This window comes from Rhizobium sp. TH2, from assembly GCF_024707525.1.
Taxonomy (GTDB): Bacteria; Pseudomonadota; Alphaproteobacteria; order Rhizobiales; family Rhizobiaceae; genus Rhizobium_E.
Genome location: NZ_CP062231.1, coordinates 3,833,935 through 3,849,641, shown reverse-complemented (window position 1 = coordinate 3,849,641; position 15,707 = coordinate 3,833,935). Strand labels below are relative to the sequence as shown.

The 15,707-nt window shown below is 59.7% G+C and carries 17 protein-coding genes; 7 read left to right on the top strand and 10 right to left on the bottom strand.

The window, feature by feature from the left end; translation table 11 throughout:
• Positions 1–8: 8 nt before the first annotated feature.
• Complete coding sequence (gene cysD, locus IHQ71_RS19075; protein ID WP_258158020.1) at positions 9–908, bottom strand: sulfate adenylyltransferase subunit CysD; 900 nt, start codon at positions 906–908, stop codon at positions 9–11.
• Positions 909–1,515: 607 nt separating this feature from the next.
• Between cysD and IHQ71_RS19070 the strand changes: the two genes are divergently transcribed.
• The 6 genes from IHQ71_RS19070 (at position 1,516) to IHQ71_RS19045 (ending at position 7,059) form a co-directional block, all read left to right on the top strand.
• A complete protein-coding gene (locus tag IHQ71_RS19070; protein WP_258158019.1) occupies positions 1,516–2,418 on the top strand; it encodes a branched-chain amino acid ABC transporter permease in 903 nt (300 codons plus the stop codon).
• 4 nt (positions 2,419–2,422) lie between these two features.
• On the top strand, positions 2,423–3,814 hold the full coding sequence (gene livM / locus IHQ71_RS19065) for a high-affinity branched-chain amino acid ABC transporter permease LivM (RefSeq protein ID WP_258158018.1): 1,392 nt from the start codon (positions 2,423–2,425) through the stop codon (positions 3,812–3,814).
• Positions 3,815–3,827: 13 nt separating this feature from the next.
• Complete coding sequence (locus IHQ71_RS19060; protein WP_258158017.1) at positions 3,828–4,670, top strand: ABC transporter ATP-binding protein; 843 nt, start codon at positions 3,828–3,830, stop codon at positions 4,668–4,670.
• Positions 4,670–5,395 carry an ABC transporter ATP-binding protein gene (locus tag IHQ71_RS19055; RefSeq protein WP_258158016.1) on the top strand — a complete coding sequence of 242 codons (726 nt, stop codon included), beginning with the start codon at positions 4,670–4,672 and terminating at the stop codon, positions 5,393–5,395. The genes IHQ71_RS19060 and IHQ71_RS19055 overlap by 1 nt, the downstream gene beginning before the upstream one ends.
• A 71-nt stretch (positions 5,396–5,466) precedes the next feature.
• Positions 5,467–5,820: a DUF6867 family protein gene (locus IHQ71_RS19050; protein ID WP_258162880.1), complete on the top strand. Its 354-nt coding sequence runs from the start codon at positions 5,467–5,469 to the stop codon at positions 5,818–5,820.
• 114 nt (positions 5,821–5,934) lie between these two features.
• Positions 5,935–7,059, top strand: coding sequence for a branched-chain amino acid ABC transporter substrate-binding protein (locus IHQ71_RS19045; RefSeq protein ID WP_258158015.1), 1,125 nt, complete (start codon positions 5,935–5,937; stop codon positions 7,057–7,059).
• A 91-nt stretch (positions 7,060–7,150) separates the two neighbouring features.
• Here the strand turns inward: IHQ71_RS19045 and IHQ71_RS19040 are convergent, their stop codons facing one another.
• The 6 genes from IHQ71_RS19040 to IHQ71_RS19015 all read right to left on the bottom strand — a co-directional run bounded on the left by IHQ71_RS19040 (position 7,151) and on the right by IHQ71_RS19015 (position 12,021).
• Positions 7,151–7,669: a hypothetical protein gene (locus IHQ71_RS19040; protein WP_258158014.1), complete on the bottom strand. Its 519-nt coding sequence runs from the start codon at positions 7,667–7,669 to the stop codon at positions 7,151–7,153.
• 194 nt (positions 7,670–7,863) lie between these two features.
• Complete coding sequence (locus tag IHQ71_RS19035) at positions 7,864–8,835, bottom strand: ABC transporter substrate-binding protein (RefSeq protein WP_258158013.1); 972 nt, start codon at positions 8,833–8,835, stop codon at positions 7,864–7,866.
• 30 nt (positions 8,836–8,865) lie between these two features.
• Entirely contained in the window at positions 8,866–9,975 is a 1,110-nt protein-coding gene (locus tag IHQ71_RS19030) for an ABC transporter permease (protein WP_258158012.1), read from the bottom strand.
• A complete protein-coding gene (locus IHQ71_RS19025) occupies positions 9,972–10,859 on the bottom strand; it encodes an ABC transporter permease (protein ID WP_258158011.1) in 888 nt (295 codons plus the stop codon). Before IHQ71_RS19025 ends, IHQ71_RS19030 begins: the two co-directional genes overlap by 4 nt.
• Position 10,860: 1 nt before the next feature.
• Positions 10,861–11,196, bottom strand: coding sequence for a hypothetical protein (locus tag IHQ71_RS19020; protein ID WP_258158010.1), 336 nt, complete (start codon positions 11,194–11,196; stop codon positions 10,861–10,863).
• Between the two features lie 33 nt (positions 11,197–11,229).
• Positions 11,230–12,021, bottom strand: a complete 792-nt coding sequence (locus IHQ71_RS19015) for an ABC transporter ATP-binding protein (protein WP_258158009.1) — start codon at positions 12,019–12,021, stop codon at positions 11,230–11,232.
• A 72-nt stretch (positions 12,022–12,093) separates the two neighbouring features.
• Here IHQ71_RS19015 and IHQ71_RS19010 point away from each other — a divergent pair, with 72 nt between their 5' ends.
• On the top strand, positions 12,094–12,507 hold the full coding sequence (locus IHQ71_RS19010; protein ID WP_258158008.1) for a cupin domain-containing protein: 414 nt from the start codon (positions 12,094–12,096) through the stop codon (positions 12,505–12,507).
• 24 nt (positions 12,508–12,531) lie between these two features.
• On the opposite strand, the gene hydA is transcribed toward IHQ71_RS19010, so the two are convergent.
• The 3 genes from hydA to IHQ71_RS18995 are packed head-to-tail and all read right to left on the bottom strand — an operon-like array spanning position 12,532 to position 15,632.
• Positions 12,532–13,986 carry a dihydropyrimidinase gene (gene hydA / locus IHQ71_RS19005; RefSeq protein WP_258158007.1) on the bottom strand — a complete coding sequence of 485 codons (1,455 nt, stop codon included), beginning with the start codon at positions 13,984–13,986 and terminating at the stop codon, positions 12,532–12,534.
• Between the two features lie 18 nt (positions 13,987–14,004).
• Positions 14,005–14,385 carry a hypothetical protein gene (locus tag IHQ71_RS19000; RefSeq protein ID WP_258158006.1) on the bottom strand — a complete coding sequence of 127 codons (381 nt, stop codon included), beginning with the start codon at positions 14,383–14,385 and terminating at the stop codon, positions 14,005–14,007.
• Entirely contained in the window at positions 14,382–15,632 is a 1,251-nt protein-coding gene (locus tag IHQ71_RS18995) for a Zn-dependent hydrolase (protein WP_308737856.1), read from the bottom strand. The genes IHQ71_RS19000 and IHQ71_RS18995 overlap by 4 nt, the downstream gene beginning before the upstream one ends.
• Between the last annotated feature and the right edge of the window lie 75 nt (positions 15,633–15,707).

The following is a 15,707-nucleotide window of genomic DNA, read 5'->3' as shown; positions in this document are numbered from 1 at the left end:
AACATTCATCAGAAATACCCCTCGCGCTTCTTCTTCTCCATCGATCCGGCCTCGTCCTTGTCGATAAGGCGGCCCTGGCGTTCGGAGGTGCGCGCCGTCAGCATTTCGCGCACGATATCCTGGAGGTTGGCGGCGTCGGATTCGATCGCGCCGGTGAGCGGGTAACAGCCGAGCGTGCGGAAACGCACGAGCTTGTTCTCGATCGTATCCTCGGGGCCGATCGGCATGCGCTCGTCATCGACCATGATCAGCATTCCGTCGCGCTCGACGACCGGGCGCTTGGCCGCGAAATAGAGCGGCACGATCGGGATGTCTTCCTTCATGATGTACTGCCAGATGTCGAGTTCGGTCCAGTTCGACAGCGGGAAGACGCGGATGGATTCGCCCTGGCCGACGCGGGTATTGTAGGTTTTCCACATCTCGGGGCGCTGGTTCTTCGGGTCCCAGGTGTGCTGCGCATTGCGGAAGGAGAAGATTCGCTCCTTGGCGCGGCTCTTTTCCTCATCGCGGCGGGCGCCGCCGAAGGCTGCGTCGAAGCCGTATTTTTCGAGCGCCTGGCGCAGGCCGAGCGTCTTCATCACATGGGTGTGGGTGTTCGATCCATGGGTGAAGGGGCCGATGCCCTGGGCGATGCCATCCGGATTGACGTGGACGAGAAGATCGATGCCGAGCTTCTTGGCCATATCGTCGCGGAACTTGGTCATCTCCTTGAATTTCCAAGTCGTATCGACATGCAGGAAAGGGAAGGGGGGCTTGGCGGGATAGAAGGCCTTCATCGCGAGATGCAGCATGACCGACGAATCCTTGCCGATCGAATAGAGCATGACCGGATTGGAGAAGCTCGCCGCCACTTCGCGGAAAATATGAATCGATTCAGCTTCGAGACGCTGAAGATGTGTCAACGACATGATTGGGATATGCTCCGCTTTGTGGGCTCTCGCATGGAAATTTGGTGTGCGTTTAGTGTCTTTGTCCCGCCAAGGCAACCTCTTTGCTGGATATGCGGCGTTTTGAGGGTGTGAAATCTTGTTCGTGTTGAAACAATCTGTGAGGCTTCGGCGACTTTGCCGAAACGTTTGGGCGAGGCGATTTCAATCATTCCAGCGGGAAAATATTTCCCGGCATCGGCGAGCCTCTTTACGAGCCTCTTTATAGGACTCGAGTGGGCGAAAAATTCGCCCGCGAAGGGACGGCGCCGCATTTTGTCCTGCCGGGAAAAGTTGTTTCATGAGATTGAATATCCGGAATAGCCGGAACGGGTCCGGATCGCGGTTTTCGGAAAAATGATCTCAATCTGTCTAGTTTCGCGGCATGATTTGGCGAATTTTAGCGCAATGTGAGGGAAAAAGTGCCGCTTTTAACCGTTCGGCGAAAGTTTTTCGGGATTGCTTAAAATTTAGCTTCACATTTTTGATGAAAGCGTTATGGAATCCCCAACACGACAAGGCGACGAATAACAGTTGCTTCAAGAAGAATAGGCGCAGAACGGGAAAAACTGCGCGCAGGGGAAAACGGATGGAGTATTTTATCCAGCAGCTCGTCAACGGGCTGACGCTTGGCTCGATTTATGGCCTGATCGCAATCGGTTACACAATGGTCTACGGCATTATCGGCATGGTCAATTTTGCCCATGGCGATATCTTCATGCTGGGCGGCTTCACGGCGCTGGTTGTGTACTTGCTGCTCACGGCTGCGATTGCAGGCTTTCCTGTAGCGCTTGCGCTGCTGATCATGATGGTGGTCGCGATGGCGGTCGTCAGCCTGTGGAACTGGACAATCGAGCGAATGGCCTACCGGCCGCTGCGCGGTTCGTTCCGGCTGGCACCGCTGATCACCGCGATCGGCATGTCGATCCTGCTCTCGAACTTCGTGCAGGTCACCCAAGGGCCACGCAACAAGTCGATCCCCGGCATGGTCACCTCGGTCTATGACGTCGGCGGCATCTCGATCTCGCTCAAGCAGATCATCATCGTCCTGATCACCGCCGTGCTGCTGACCGGCTTCTGGTATCTGGTCAATCATACGTCGCTGGGACGCGCGCAGAGAGCGACCGAGCAGGACCGCAAGATGGCGGCTCTTCTCGGCATCAATGTCGACCGGACGATTTCCATCACCTTCGTAATGGGCGCGGCACTCGCCGCTGTCGCCGGCACGATGTATATGATGTATTACGGCGTCATCTCCTTCACCGACGGTTTCGTGCCGGGCGTCAAGGCCTTCACTGCAGCCGTCATGGGCGGCATCGGCTCGCTGCCGGGCGCAGTGCTTGGTGGGTTGCTGATCGGCCTGATCGAGGCGCTTTGGTCGGCTTATTTCAGCATTGACTACAAGGATGTCGCGACCTTCTCGATCCTCGCGATCGCGCTCATCTTCAAGCCTTCAGGCATCCTCGGACGCCCCGAAGTCGAAAAGGTCTAATCCAATGCAGAACAACGTGAACCCCGATAAGGCGGCCAATTCCAACCTGACCGCCCACGCCCTCCGCGAATCGATTTTCGCCGGCGCCATCGCCTTCGGCCTCTTCTTCTTCTTCATCGGTCTTGAGACCACGCAGAACATCCGCAACGAATTGATCATCGTTCCGCATTGGCTGAAGTTGGCGCTTGTCGTCGTGGCAGTGATGGTCGTCCGCTTCCTGATGATCACGATGATCCGGCCTTATTTCGAACGGCAGAAGGCTGCGAAGGCCGCGGCGCCGCAAGTCGTTTCCGAGCCGGGCTTCTTCAAGAAATACTTTACCGCGATCGTCATCGTGGCGCTGTTCATATATCCCGTCCTCTGCCTCTGGTTTGCAGGCGTCCAGGGCTCGTTGAAGTATGTCGATAATTTCGGCATCCAGATCCTGATCTACGTGATGCTGGCCTGGGGTCTCAACATCGTCGTCGGACTCGCCGGCCTTCTAGACCTGGGTTACGTCGCCTTCTACGCGGTGGGCGCCTATTCCTACGCGCTGCTGTCTCATCATTTCGGTTTCTCCTTCTGGCTCCTCCTGCCGCTCGCCGGCATCCTGTCGGCCTTCTGGGGCGTCATCCTCGGCTTTCCCGTGCTGCGGCTCAAGGGCGACTACCTCGCGATCGTGACGCTCGCATTCGGTGAAATCATCCGCCTCGTGCTGGTCAACTGGCGTGAAGTGACCAACGGCGCGGCGGGCATATCAGGCGTTGCCAAGGCGTCGGTCTTCGGTCTCTGGAGCTTCGACGTCGGCGCGCCGAACAACTTCGCCAAAATGTGGGAACTGCCGATGTCCTCGGCGTACTACAAGATCTTCCTTTTCTACGTGATCCTGCTGCTCTGCCTGCTGACGGCTTTCGTTACCATCAGGCTGCGCCGCATGCCTGTGGGCCGTGCCTGGGAAGCGTTGCGCGAGGACGAGATCGCCTGCCGCTCGCTCGGCATCAACACGACCAACACCAAGCTGACGGCCTTTGCCATCGGGGCGATGTTCGGTGGCTTCGCGGGCTCGTTCTTTGCGGCGCGCCAGGGCTTCGTTTCTCCCGAATCCTTCGTCTTCCTGGAATCGGCGATCATCCTCGCCATCGTGGTTCTCGGCGGCATGGGCTCGCTTGTTGGTATCGCGGTCGCGGCGATCGCGATGATCGGCGGCACCGAACTGTTGCGCGAAATGTCGTTCCTCAAGCAGATCTTCGGTGAAAACTTCACCCCGGAACTCTACCGCATGCTGATCTTCGGCGCTGCCATGGTCATCATCATGGTCTGGAAGCCCCGCGGCTTCGTGGGCAGCCGAGAACCGACGGCGTTCCTGTTCGCACGCAAGAACGTGTCGGGCAGTTTCACCAAGGAAGGCCATGGCTGACGGGCAAGGGACAATGACAACAATGAACAAGAAACCCATGCTCCAAGTGGAGCACCTGTCGATGAAATTCGGCGGCCTGATGGCGATCAACGATCTGACCTTCGAGGCCTATGAAGGCGACATCACGGCGCTGATCGGCCCGAACGGCGCAGGCAAGACCACGGTCTTCAATTGCATCACCGGCTTCTACAAGCCGACAATGGGCATGATCCGCTTCGAAAATGAAGGCAAGATCTACCAGCTCGAACAGATGCCGGATTTCAAGATCACGGCGCATGCCAAGGTGGCGCGCACGTTCCAGAACATCCGGTTGTTCACCGGCATGACGGTGCTCGAAAACCTGCTCGTCGCGCAGCACAACAAGCTGATGAAGGCTTCGGGCTTCACGGTTCTCGGCCTGCTCGGCATCGGCACCTATTACAAGGAAAGCCGTGACGCGATCGAGACCGCACGGTACTGGCTCGAGAAGGCCGATCTCATCGACCGCGCCGACGATCCCGCCGGCGACCTTCCCTATGGCGCCCAGCGCCGGCTGGAAATCGCCCGCGCCATGTGCACCGGCCCGAAGATGCTCTGCCTCGACGAACCTGCCGCCGGCCTCAACCCGCGCGAATCCCAGGTTCTGAACTCGTTGCTTCGCGCGATCCGGCAGGAGACGGGTACGTCCATCCTGCTCATCGAGCACGACATGTCGGTGGTCATGGAAATCTCCGACCATATCGTGGTGCTCGAATACGGCCAGAAGATTTCCGATGGCAACCCGGACCATGTGAAGAACGATCCCAAGGTCATTGCCGCCTATCTCGGCGTCGACGACGAACAAGAAGCACTCAAGATCGTGGAAGGCAATATCTGATGTCCCAGCCTCTCCTCAAGGTACAGGGTGTCGAAGCCTTTTACGGCAATATCCGCGCGCTCGGCGGCGTCGATGTCGATGTCAACGAAGGCGAGATCGTCTGCCTGATCGGTGCCAATGGTGCCGGCAAATCGACGCTGATGATGACGATCTGCGGCAGCCCGCAGGCACGCACTGGAAGCGTGACCTTCCAGGGACGCGACATCACGCGCATGCCAACCCACGAGATCGCCCGGCTCCGGATCGCGCAATCGCCGGAGGGACGCCGCATCTTCCCGCGCATGACGGTTTACGAGAACCTGCAGATGGGTGCGTCTCTCGACAACCAGAAACATTTCGACGAGGATGTGGAAAAGATCTTCACGCTCTTTCCTCGGCTCAAGGAGCGCCAGGCGCAGCGCGGCGGCACACTTTCGGGCGGCGAACAGCAGATGTTGTCGATCGGCCGCGCGCTGATGGCGCGTCCCAAGCTGCTTATGCTGGACGAGCCGTCGTTGGGTCTCGCGCCGCTGATCTCCAAGCAGATCTTCGAGGCGATCGGCAAACTCAACAAGACCGAAGGGCTGACCGTCTTCCTCGTCGAGCAGAACGCATTCGCGGCACTTCGCCTTGCGCACCGTGGCTACGTGATGGTCAACGGGCTGGTGACGATGAGCGGAAGCGGCCAGGAATTGCTCGCCAATCCGGAAGTGCGCGCCGCCTATCTCGAAGGCGGCCACCATTAAGATTATTTCGCGGAACCGCTTGCGCTTAAGGCGCAAAGGAATAGATTTCCGCGCGAAGGAGCTTTGAAATGTTGCAGGGAATTCTGCATGAGGAGCCAAGTTTCTGGGCCTTCGTCATGATCTCCATCCTCATCGGGGGCTGGACGGCATGGCGGACCGGCAAGAGCGTTGCGGATGGCTGGGGCGAGATTGTGCCGCATGTCTTGATCTACGTGCTGCTGCTCGGCATCGGTATCCGCTTCATTCATCATGCGCTGTTCAACGGCACGATGTTCTCGCTGCAATACTATATCATCGATACCGTCATACTGATGGTATTCGCACTACTTGGCTTCCGCTATACGCGCGCCAAGCAGATGTCGACGAAGTACTACTGGCTTTATGAGAAGGCGGGTCCCTTCGCATGGAAGAAAAAGAGTGTTTGACAAGTTTCCATCGCCTATGAACAGATAGGCGCAAGGGGAATACTCCCTGGTCCAACAGGCGGGCGGACCAGGGGAGGAAAGGGAACAAGCCCGCCTCAATTTGGGAGTTAAAAAATGAAGAAGATGCTTCTCTCAGCCGTGGCTCTTACCGCCATGGTTGCGTTTGGCGGTTCCGCCTGGGCCGACATTCTGATCGGCGTCGCGGGTCCGTTGACTGGCCCGAACGCCGCATTCGGCGCTCAGCTCCAGAAGGGTGCCGAACAGGCCGCCGCAGACATCAATGCCGCTGGCGGCATCAATGGCGAACAGATCAAGATCGTGCTCGGTGACGACGTCTCCGACCCGAAGCAGGGCATCTCGGTCGCCAACAAGTTCGTCGGTGACGGCGTGAAGTTCGTGGTCGGCCACTTCAACTCGGGCGTTTCGATCCCGGCTTCGGAAGTCTATGCCGAGAACGGCATTCTCCAGATCACCCCGGCTTCCACCAATCCGAACTTCACCGAGCGCGGCCTGTGGAACACGTTCCGCGTTTGCGGTCGTGACGACCAGCAGGGCACTGTCGCCGGCCAGTACATCTTCGACAAGTTCAAGGACGCTAAGGTCGCTGTCGTTCATGACAAGACCCCGTACGGCCAGGGCCTTGCCGACGAAACCAAGAAGGCCATGAACGGCCTCGGCGTCACCGAAGTGATCTATGAAGGCATCACCCCCGGTGAAAAGGACTACTCGGCTCTCATCGCCAAGATGAAGGACGCAGGCGTCTCGATCGTCTATTTCGGCGGCCTGCACACCGAAGCTGGTCTCATCATGCGCCAGATGGCCGACCAGGGCCTCAAGGCTACCCTGATGTCCGGCGACGGCATCACCTCCAACGAACTGGCTTCGATCGCCGGCGACGCCGTCAACGGCACGCTGATGACCTTCCCGCCGGATCCGCGTAACAACCCGAACGCCGCCGACGCCGTCAAGAAGTTCCGCGACGCGGGCTTCGAACCGGAAGCCTACACGCTCTACTCCTACGCTGCCGTTCAGATCTTCGCTGACGCTGCCAAGGCTGCCGGCGAAAACGACCCGACGAAGGTCGCTGAAGCCGCCAAGGCAAAGGGCCCATTCAAAACCGTTATCGGCGATATCGGCTTCGACACAAAGGGCGACATCACCCGTCCCGACTACACCATGTATGAGTGGAAGAAGGGCGAAGACGGCAAGTACAACTATTTCGAAATCGGCCTGAAGTAAGCCGAATTTGGATAGATGAAATGGAGCCCGGTGCGCAAGCGCCGGGCTTTTCGCATCTGCAATCCTGATTAGGCGCTTTGAGGGATGTGTCTCAGGATTTCACACCAAGAAGCTTTTTCCAGAAAGGTTGCTTGATTTCCTCAGATATGGTTGCAGCGAGAGCTGTGAAAGCCGGCTCTCCCCAATCGAACTTCCACTGATCGTGCCTATAGCCGGTCAGCATAGCCGCAGTTTCAATAGGGATATCAAAGACGTAATCCGTGTCCGAACTTTCGCTGCCACTTTGCTCCTGCTCTTCGAGGAGGCGGCGCTCAATCTCCTTGAATTGCTTCGGCAAAGCCCCGCTGGTTTTGAGATGCAACAGTCCCTCGCTTGAGTCATGCGCTGCTGACCAAATGAGTTTGCCGCTCCCATAACCCACTGTGCGGCAGTACATGATGGTCTCTTCGACCTGGCAGCCCACGACTCGGCATCGGCCTGACAGCCGAGCCAGTCGATCATCCGACGCATAGTCGAAGTCGTTGGAGAACAGAACGATCCAGCCTGTCGGGAGGTCTGCCATAGAAAACGGCGCCTCACACGCTTCGTCCAACTGGTTGGTATCGATCATGCCTACCAGATCGAGGCAGGATTGTCGCTCCAACCCTTCGAATGCGATCCATGATATCCTAAAGCCCATCGCGGCACCTCTCACTAACTCGTGGTTGCATGCAGTGCTGCGTGATTTGCCAAACATTTGCAAGATAGTCACGAAAAAGGCGGGCCTCGCGACCCGCCTTCCGGATATCCGACTGAACTCGAAGCTTACTTCGAAGCGGCATCCGTGATGTCGAGCGTGTAGGCGCCCTCCGGCTTCTTGGCGATGATCTTCTGGTCGAGCAGCGCCTTTTCCGTCCGTTCATAAAGCGCGATGTCGAGCTTGCCGTCGGGCTCGCCGATCAGCTTGGCGACTTCGCCCATCATGCGCTTCTGGTGGTTCTCGTCCTGGCCGCCATTGTCCATGACGATCGCCGCAGCTTCATCGGGATTGTCGATGGCGTATTTCCAGCCTTCCATCGAAGCCTTGACGAACTTGACCATCTTTTCCTTGAAGGCAGCGTCCTTGAGCTTGTCTTCCATGGCGTAGAGCCCGTCTTCCATGAGGTCGTTGCCCATGGCGGAATAGTTGAAGACGACGAGGTCTTCGGCCTTGTAGCCGGCGTCGATCAGCTGCCAGTATTCGTTATAGGTCATCACCGAGATGCAGTCGGCCTGCTTCTGGATCAGCGGCTGGACGTCGAACGACTGCTTGAGGACGGTCACGCCATCGGCGCCGCCCTCGGTCTTGAGGCCGAGCTTGTTCATCCAAGCGTAGAAGGGATATTCGTTGCCGAAGAACCAGACGCCGAGCGTCTTGCCCTTGAAATCGGCTTCGGTCTTGACCGGGCCGTCCTTGGGGCAGACGAGTTCCATGCCGGCCTTCTTGAACGGCTGGGCGATGTTGACGAGGCCGACGCCCTTTTCGCGGGCGGCAAGCGCGCCACCGGCCCAATCGACGATCACGTCGGCGCCGCCGCCGGCGATGACCTGCTCGGGCGCGATATCCGGGCCGCCCGCCTTGATTTCGACATCGAGGCCGGCCTTTTCATAGAGGCCCTTGTCCTTGGCGACGTAATAGCCGGCGAACTGCGCCTGGGCGACCCATTTCAGCTGCAGCACGACCTTGTCGGCGGCGAGCGCCGAACCGGCCATAAGCGACATGGCCAGAGCGAGAGTGATTTTCATTGTCTTCCTCATTTTCTTATTCCCCTGTTGTTAAGGCACCCATCAAGAGCGGTATGATGGATGCCAGAAGGTTGTGGCGCGCTCGAGAAGTGCGATAGCGCCATAGAACAACGACCCGACAAGGGCTGCAAGAGCTATTTCAGCCCAGACCATGTCGAGGTTCATCCGACCCACTTCGGTCGAGATTCTAAAGCCCATGCCGACCACCGGCGTGCCGAAAAATTCGGACACCAGCGCGCCGATCAGGGCAAGCGTGGAATTGATCTTCAACGCGTTGAAGATGAAGGGCATGGCGGCGGGCAGGCGCAGCTTGACCAGCGTCTGCCAATGGCCGGCATTGTAGGTCTGCATCAAGTCTCGTTCCATGCGGCCGGCGGTCTTCAGGCCTTCGATCGTGTTGACCAGCATCGGGAAGAAGGTCATCACGATCACGACCGCTGCCTTGGACTGCCAGTCGAAACCGAACCAGATGACCATGATTGGTGCGACGCCGATGATCGGCAACGCGGAAACGAGATTGCCGATCGGCAGCAGGCCGTTGGAGAGAAAGCGGAAGCGATCGGCGAGCACGGCGACCAGGAAGCCTGCGCCGGAGCCGACGAAGAAGCCGAACAGCACAGCCTTCAGCACCGTCTGCCGGAAGTCGGCGGCGAGGATGGGTATCGACGACACGATGCGTACGCCGATGGAAGAGGGCGGCGGTAGCAGCACGAAAGGCACGCCGGCGCCACGGGTGATGGCTTCCCAAAGGATGAGAATCCAGACGCCAAAGATCGCAGGCACGATGACACGGCCGACAATGGCGCCGCCCGCGTTTCTGCGGCCGTCGCCCGAGAGGATCGTGATCAGCCGCCAGGCCAGCAGCCAGCAGGCAGCAAGTGCTGCAAAGAAGCTCCAGCCCGCGGTTCCCTCGGCGCCGGCGACCGTGCCGATCAACAGGAGCACGGCGAGGTGAACCATGACGCCGAGGCCGATTGCCGTGGTGTTGCGGTTCGCGTCTGATGAGGCGAGAGCGACCGAGGCAGCGATCAGGAGCAGTACGAGCACGGTTACCAGCGTGGACGCCATGGTCGTCAGCGGCAGGAACACGAGGCTGACGATCACAGCGATCGCAGCAAGCGTGGATTGCCAGTTCAGTTTGAAACGGGTCATTCCGGCCGCGCCCCCATGCTCATGCCAACCAGCTTGGCGGCGATATCGACGATCGTGACCAGCAGCACGGCGACGATGGAGCCGGCGATCAGCGCCGCCCAGACGTCGATGGTCTGGCTGTAATAGGAACCCGCGAGCAGCTTGGAGCCGATGCCGGCGACCGCGCCGGTCGGCAGCTCGCCGACGATCGCGCCCACAAGGCTCGCTGCCACGGCGACCTTTATCGAGGTGAAGAAGAAGGGGATCGAAGCCGGCACGCGCAGCTTCCAGAAGGTCTGCCATTTCGTGGCATTATAGGTATGCACGAGGTCGAGATGCATGACCTCCGGCGATCTCAATCCCTTCACCATGCCGACCGCGACGGGGAAGAAGGAGAGGTAGGTCGAGATCAGCGCCTTGGGCAGGATCCCTGTTATATTGACCGCCGACAGCACGACGACGATCATCGGAGCGACCGCAAGGATGGGGATGGTCTGCGACGCGATGATCCACGGCAGGAAGGACTTGTCGAGCGCCGGCACATGCACGATGCCGACCGCGATCACCACGCCGAGGATCGTGCCCATGGCAAAGCCGAGCAAGGTCGATGAGAGCGTCACCCATGCGTGGTAGACGAGGCTGCGCGCCGACCACGGCTTTACCGTGAAGATGTTTTTGTAGAGATTCTCGACCACTTGGTGCGGCGCCGGCATGGTGGGCTTGGGCTGCGAGAGCGTCTTGCCAACGAGTTCCGACATGGTGGAGGTCACGCCATCGCGCTTGTCCTGGTCGCGCTGGAACGGCGCGTTCATGAGGATCGCGGCGACGTACCATGCGACGATGATGATCGCGGTGATGGTCAGGACCGGAACGATCTTGTCGCGCGCCTTGGCCGGACTGCTCATGCTACGCTCCAACCTTTTGCGGCCATATCATCAGCACCATTGCCAGGATGCCGAGGACCACGCCGCCGATCTGGATATTGGTCAGGCGTTCGCCGAAAACCACGAGCGCAATGACATTGACAAGAATGAGCTGGACGATCGCCGAGACTGAGATTGCAAGACCCAGCCCGCCCTCGCGCATGATGCGGATCATGACGAGGTTGCCTGCAACATAAAGGGACAGCGAAAGTGCGACCCACAGCCAGTTATCCGAAGAAATATAGGCGCGCGTTGCCGTTGCCGCCGCGATGAAAATGGCCGAGGCGCCTGCGAGGAGGAGGACGAAGGTTCCGCTCATATATTAACTGTCTTTCCTAGGCGATGGGTGTGGTCAGAGTTCATAGGAGTGGCCAGCCCGCAGGCCGTCGCGGACGCGGTGGGCGATCTCGAGAAATTCCGGTGTTTCGCGGATATCCAGCGGGCGTTCCTTGGGCAGCGTCGATTCGATGACGTCGGTGACGCGGCCGGGCCGCGGGCTCATCACCACGATCCGGGTCGAGAGATAGACAGCCTCGGGGATCGAATGGGTGACGAAACAGATGGTCTTGTTGGTGCGGTCCCAGAGCTTGAGAAGCTCCTCGTTGAGGTGGTCGCGGACAATTTCGTCGAGCGCGCCGAACGGCTCGTCCATCAACAGCAGGTCGGCATCGAAGGCGAGGGCGCGGGCGATCGAGGCGCGTTGCTGCATGCCGCCGGAGAGCTGCCATGGATATTTCTTCTCGAAGCCGGTGAGGTTGACGAGATCGAGCGTGCGGTGGATGCGGGCGATCTGCTCGCCCCGGGGATAACCCATGATCTCCAGCGGCAGCGCTATGTTCTTCTCGATCGTGCGCCAGGGATAGAGCGCCGAGGCCTGGAAGACATAGCCATAAGCACGCTTGTGGCGCGCCTGTTCGGGCGTCATGCCGTTGACCGAGATGGTTCCAGACGTGGGCTTTTCGAGATCCGCAATCACGCGTAGGAACGTGGTCTTGCCGCAGCCCGATGGCCCGATAAAGGAGACGAAGTCACCCTTCTTGATATCCAGATTGACATCGGTCAGCGCCGTCACCGGCCCGTCATTGGTGTCGAATGTGAGACCCAGATCGCTCGCTGCGACGACGGTTTCATTAGTGTTGGACATGGTCACCCAGTTTCATATTCTGTTCCCACGGCGGTTCTCCGCCTGTAATTTTTTGAAGAGGACGTTTCTGCTATGTCATCATCACCGCTTCCCGAATGCAAGCTGATCCGCCCGGCAATCCCCTATGACGGTAAGCAGGGATTTTCCTATCTCGAAGGCATTTCGAAGGAATCCTCCGGCTCGCATGGTATAGCGATGATGCTGCTGACCGTGCCGCCCGGCGGTCGCGCCAAGGCGCATATGCATGAGGGGCACGAGACGGCGATCTTCATCATTTCGGGCGAGGTGGAGACCTTCTACGGCGCCAATCTCGAACACCGTATCATGACCAAGGCCGGCGACATGTTCTACATCCCGGCCGGCGTGCCGCATCTGCCGGTCAACCGGTCGGCGACGGAGCCCGCGACGGCGGTGATCGCGCGCACCGATCCCAACGAACAGGAGAGCGTGGTGTTGTTGCCGGAGCTGGAGAGGCTGGCGGATTAGCGGGCTTCGTAAAGGATTCAACCCTCACACCCCGCTCGCTGGGATACCCGTGCGCTCCACTTTCCGTGGCGCCACGAGTTCCTTCCAGGTCGAAAGCGCCTTGTTGACCGCCTGGAACGGTTCGCGCTTGACGAACTGGCCGTGGCCTTCCCTGGTCTTGACGGTCGCTTCCTCGATGGCCACTTCGCCGCGGGTGAGCGTGAAGCGCGGCAGCCCGGTGACTTCCTTGCCTTCGAAGACGTTGTAGTCGATCGCCGATTGCTGGGTCGAGGCCGAGATGGTCTTGGAGCGTTTTGGGTCCCAGACCACGATATCGGCATCGGCGCCGACCAGGATCGCGCCTTTTTTCGGGTAGATGTTGAGGATCTTGGCGATGTTGGTGGAGGTGACCGCGACGAACTCGTTCATGGTCAGCCGGCCCGTTGCAACGCCGTAGGTCCAGAGCATCGGCATACGGTCTTCAAGGCCGCCCGTGCCATTCGGGATCAGGGAGAAATTGTCGATGCCTGAGCGCTTCTGCTTGGTGGTGAAGGCGCAGTGGTCGGTCGCCACGACCGAGAGCGAGCCCGATTGCAGGCCGGCCCAGAGGCTGTCCTGATGCTGCTTCGAACGGAAGGGGGGCGACATGACGCGGCGGGCGGCATGATCCCAGTCCTTGTTGAAATACTCGCTCTCGTCGAGCGTCAGGTGCTGGATGAGCGGCTCGCCATAGACGCGCATGCCCTTCTGGCGGGCGCGGCGGATGGCTTCATGCGCCTGTTCGCAGGACGTATGCACGACATAGAGCGGCACGCCGGCCATGTCGGCGAGCATGATGGCGCGGTTGGTAGCCTCGCCCTCGACCTCGGGCGGACGGGAATAGGCATGGGCCTCGGGGCCGTTGTTGCCTTCGGCGAGCAGCTTGGCGGTCATCGAGGCAACGACATCGCCGTTTTCGGCATGGACCAGCGGCAGGGCGCCAAGCTCGGCGCAGCGCTGGAAGGAGGCGAACATCTCGTCGTCGTTCACCATCAAGGCGCCCTTATAGGCCATGAAGTGCTTGAACGTGTTGATGCCGCGATCCTTGACCACGGTCTCCATCTCGTTGAAGACGCGCTCGTTCCAGCCGATGATCGCCATGTGGAAGGAATAGTCGGCATTGGCGCGGGAGGTCTTGTTGTCCCACATCTGCAGCGCCTCGAGCAGCGATTGCTGCGGCCCGGGCAGGCAGAAATCCACCACCATGGTCGTGCCGCCGGCGAGGCCGGCGCGCGTGCCGCTCTCGAAATCATCGGTGGAATAGGTGCCCATGAAGGGCATTTCGAGGTGCACATGCGGGTCGATGCCGCCGGGCATGACGTAGCAGCCGGTCGCATCCAGCGTCTCGCCGCCCGAGAGGTTCTGGCCGATCTCGACGATCTTGCCGCCCTCGATCCTGATGTCGGCCTTGTAGGTGAGATCGGCGGTGACGATGGTGCCGCCCTTGATGATTTTGGTCATTTTCTTGTTCCCGTATTCTTAGCGTGTTTGCTTGTCTTCAGGACTCTTCTCGCCAGATCTCAAATACGACCTCGTCGACCCGCGAAAAGCAATTACGAACCAGAGTAGCATTGCCGGAAGTGCGCCGAACAACAGGACGAATTCCAATGCATCCAGGTACTCTTTTCTGGCCATCGACACGTACTCGAACATGTCGCCGATACTGTCTCCCGATGCGCTTCTAACGTTCTCGTCGCCTTGATCGTAGAGGTATTTCATGTGGTTATGCTCATCCCGCAAGCGGGAATAGCTTGTTCGAAAGGCCAGGAGGTTTGTGATCCAGACAAGCAACCCTATCCCAAAAAGAGATCCAAAGAGCGCCATCTTCGCCAGTAATGGACGAAGAAGATGGTCCCTCACTCCACAATCCCCGCCGTTTCCACTACCGCGCGCAGCAGCACGTCGGCGCCGGCGGCGGCCCATTCCTTGGAGATGTCCTCGGCTTCGTTGTGGGAAAGGCCGCCGACGCAGGGGCACATGATCATGGTGGAGGGGGCGACCCTGGCGGTCCAGCAGGCGTCGTGGCCGGCGCCTGATATGATGTCCATGTGGCTGTAGCCGAGGTCTTCGGCCGCCTTGCGGACGGCGGTGACCAGCGCCGGGTCGAAGGTCACAGGATCGAAATGACCGACGGCTTCGACGGAACAGCCGACGCCGAGGGCGGAACAGATTTTTGCCGCCTCGGCCTCGATTTCCGCGCGCATGCGGTCGAGCTTGGCCTGGATCGGCGAACGGATATCGACCGTGAACACCACTTTGCCCGGTAGCACGTTGCGCGAATTGGGCGAGAAGAACACCTGGCCGACGCCGCCGACGCAGCCCGGCTGGTTCTGCATCGCCACGCCCTGCACCATTTCCATGATCCGGGCCATCGCGAGGCCGGCATTGACGCGGAGATTCATCGGCGTCGAACCGGTATGGGCTTCCTTGCCGGTGAGCGTGAATTCCAGCCACCAGAGGCCCTGGCCATGAGTGACGACGCCGATCTGCTTGTTTTCCGCTTCGAGGATCGGGCCCTGTTCGATGTGATATTCGAAATAGGCGTGCATCTTGCGGGCGCCGACTTCTTCCTCGCCGACCCAGCCGATGCGCTTGAGTTCATCGCCGAAGCTTTTGCCCTCGGGGTCCTTGCGATCATAGGCATAGTCCATCGTGTGCACGCCCGCGAAGACGCCGGAGGCGAGCATGGCGGGGGCGAAGCGGGCACCTTCCTCGTTGGTCCAATTGGTCACGACGATCGGGTGCTTGGTCTTGATGTCGAGATCGTTCATCGAGCGGATGACTTCGAGGCCGGCGAGCACGCCGAGCACACCGTCATACTTACCGCCGGTCGGCTGGGTGTCGAGGTGGGAGCCGACATAGACGGGGAGCGCTTCGGGATCGGTGCCGGGGCGGGTCGCGAACATCGTGCCCATCTTGTCGACGGCCATGGTCATGCCTGATGCCTCGCACCACTGTTTGAACAGGTGGCGGCCTTCATTGTCGAAATCGGTCAACGTCTGGCGGTTGTTGCCGCCTGCGATGCCCGGGCCGATCCTGGCCATGTCCATCAGCGAATCCCACAGCCGGTCGCTGTTGATGCGCATGTTCTCGCCGCGTGCGGTCACGATAATCTCCCTGGCTGGCATTCATGCCTTGGGCGCAGAAGTCCTCCGCGCCGATGTTCCCGTGGTCAAGGGCCG